This is a genomic window from Moorena sp. SIO4E2 (assembly GCF_010671945.1).
GTDB lineage: Bacteria > Cyanobacteriota > Cyanobacteriia > Cyanobacteriales > Coleofasciculaceae > Moorena > Moorena producens.
Genome location: NZ_JAAHIE010000857.1, coordinates 1 through 2,447, shown reverse-complemented (window position 1 = coordinate 2,447; position 2,447 = coordinate 1). Strand labels below are relative to the sequence as shown.

Sequence of the window (2,447 nt, the reverse complement as noted above, 5' to 3'; positions counted from 1 at the left end):
GTATTACAGATCCGGGCTTACTACGTACAGTTAACCAAGATGACTACTACATAGACCCGGACGGTCGCTTCTTTATTGTTGCCGACGGCATGGGTGGTCATGCCGGTGGACAAGAGGCAAGTAAAATTGCCACTGAGGCGATTAAGACTTATTTGAATAAGGATTGGAACTCTCAAACCCATTCTGATGAGTTACTAGAACAAGCGATCTATCAAGCCAATCAGGCTATCCTCAAAGATCAGCAAACTCATCCAGAACGGTCAGATATGGGAACCACTGCCGTAGTGGTGATGTTCCGTCAAGACCAGTGTTGGTTTTCTCATGTAGGAGATTCTCGCCTCTATCGGTTCCGGAATTCTAAGTTAGAGAAGATTACAGAAGACCACACCTGGGTAGCCAGAGCTGTTAAGTTGGGAGAACTGACAGCTAAACAGGCTCGGATGCATCCCTGGCGTCATGTTCTGTCTCAATGTCTAGGCAGAAAGGATTTACCGAAAGTCGATGTCTATCCGATAGAGGTTAAATTATGCGATCGCCTTTTGCTTTGTAGCGATGGACTTACCGAAGAACTTTCCGATGAATTGATTGCTTCCTCTCTCCAACAGAGTTCAAGTATTAATCAGGCCCTGGTTATCCTAGTTGAAGCGGCTAAAGACCAAGGCGGTAGGGATAACATTACTGTGGTTATTGTAGAGATTGGGGAAAGGATGAAAAGTGTTGGGTGAAGGATCTTGGGTGAAGGTGGGTTATTAACACACCCTACAGGTAGAGTTACTTCGTAAATACAGCTGTTGGATATACCAGTTACTAGCACTGAGGTAAAAAAGAAAGCTCGCTCGCTGGGCTTTCATAAGGTCGGCATTGCAGCTGTGGATGTTGATCATCATGACTCAGCAGAGCAAAACTTGAACGCTTGGCTAGCGTTAGGGTATCAAGCAGACATGGCTTGGATGGAAAATCCTCGACGCTTGGATATTCGTGCCTGTATGCCAGAGGTGGAGTCAGTAATTTCTGTTGCTCTCAACTACTACACCCCTCACCAGCGTCCCGAAAGCCCTGAGTATGGCAAAATCTCCCGTTACGGTTGGGGGAGAGATTACCACAAGGTCATGCATAAAAAATTGAAGGAATTGACCTGTTGGTTACAAGCACAAGCAGAAGAAATCCAGGTGCGTTACTATGCTGATACAGGGCCAGTACAAGATAAAGTCTGGGCGCAGCGCTCAGGTATTGGTTGGATTGCTAAAAATGGTAATGTAATTACGCGGGAGTATGGCAGTTGGGTATTTTTAGGGGAAGTGTTGACTAACCTAGCCTTGACCCCAGATACCCCTCACACTTCACACTGTGGTAGCTGTACCCGCTGTATTCAAGACTGTCCAACGGGTGCTATTACCAAACCGTTTGTCGTTGATTCCAACCGCTGCATCGCCTATCATACTATTGAGAATCGGGCTGAAAACTTGCCGGAATCGATTAAACCCCATTTACATGGCTGGGTTGCTGGTTGTGACATCTGTCAAGATGTTTGCCCCTGGAACCAACGTTTTGCTAAAGAAACTGATGTGCTAGAGTTTCAGCCCTACCCTGGGAATATGGCTCCTCGACTCAGGGAATTAGCTAATATATCTGATCAGGAGTGGAATCGACGGTTTCCAGCTTCGGCGCTGCGGCGTATTAAGCCAAATATGCTACGGCGCAATGCCCAAGCTAATATTGATGCATCTCAAAAATCGGTTGACTAGTCAGACTAGTCATTGATTACTTGGGTGGCGAATTGCGAATTGCGAATTGCGAATTGTTAATTGTTAATTGCTCAATGAGTGTAAAAGTAATTCTTTTTGATTTTGATGGGACTCTGGCTGATACCTTTACTGCCATTGTCAAGATTAGTAATAGCTTAGCGGGAGAATTTGGATATCAGCCCACATCAGCTGAAAAATTGGAGCAAGTTAGACATTTAAGCTCTAGGGAAATTATTAAGCAATCGGGTATTTCGAGGTTTAGAATCCCGTTTTTGTTGAAAAAGGTGCAAAAACTATTACGTGAAGATATTCAAAGTTTAACTCCTATTCCTGGACTAATAGAAGTTTTAAATGATTTGAAATATGAAGGTTACCAATTAGGGATATTGACATCTAACTCGGCAGAAAACGTTAACCTTTTTCTGGAAAATAATTCTTGGGTAAAGCTTTTTGATTTTGTTGACTCAGGCAGTCCCATATTTGGAAAAGAAAAAGTTATTCGTAAATTCCTCAAAAAACATAATTTCAATCCTGCTGATGTGATCTATGTCGGAGATGAAACTAGAGATATTGAGGCAGCTCAAAAAAATACTATTAAAGTAGTTGCTGTCAGTTGGGGATTTAATTATAAAGAAGTACTAGCTAAATATCAACCAGATTTTTTGATCGACGAACCCCAGGAGTTATCTGAATTAGTATCTA

3 protein-coding genes are annotated in these 2,447 nt (G+C 43.0%); all 3 read left to right on the top strand.

Going from position 1 to position 2,447, the window contains the following annotated elements; translation table 11 throughout:
* The first annotated feature begins 2 nt into the window (after positions 1 to 2).
* Positions 3 to 725: a Stp1/IreP family PP2C-type Ser/Thr phosphatase gene (locus tag F6K37_RS38175; RefSeq protein ID WP_287256289.1), complete on the top strand. Its 723-nt coding sequence runs from the start codon at positions 3 to 5 to the stop codon at positions 723 to 725.
* A gap of 66 nt (positions 726 to 791) precedes the next feature.
* On the top strand, positions 792 to 1,745 hold the full coding sequence (gene queG, locus F6K37_RS38170) for a tRNA epoxyqueuosine(34) reductase QueG (RefSeq protein ID WP_287256286.1): 954 nt from the start codon (positions 792 to 794) through the stop codon (positions 1,743 to 1,745).
* Between the two features lie 74 nt (positions 1,746 to 1,819).
* On the top strand, positions 1,820 to 2,447 hold a 628-nt coding region (locus F6K37_RS38165; RefSeq protein WP_287256284.1), incomplete at its 3' end, for an HAD-IA family hydrolase.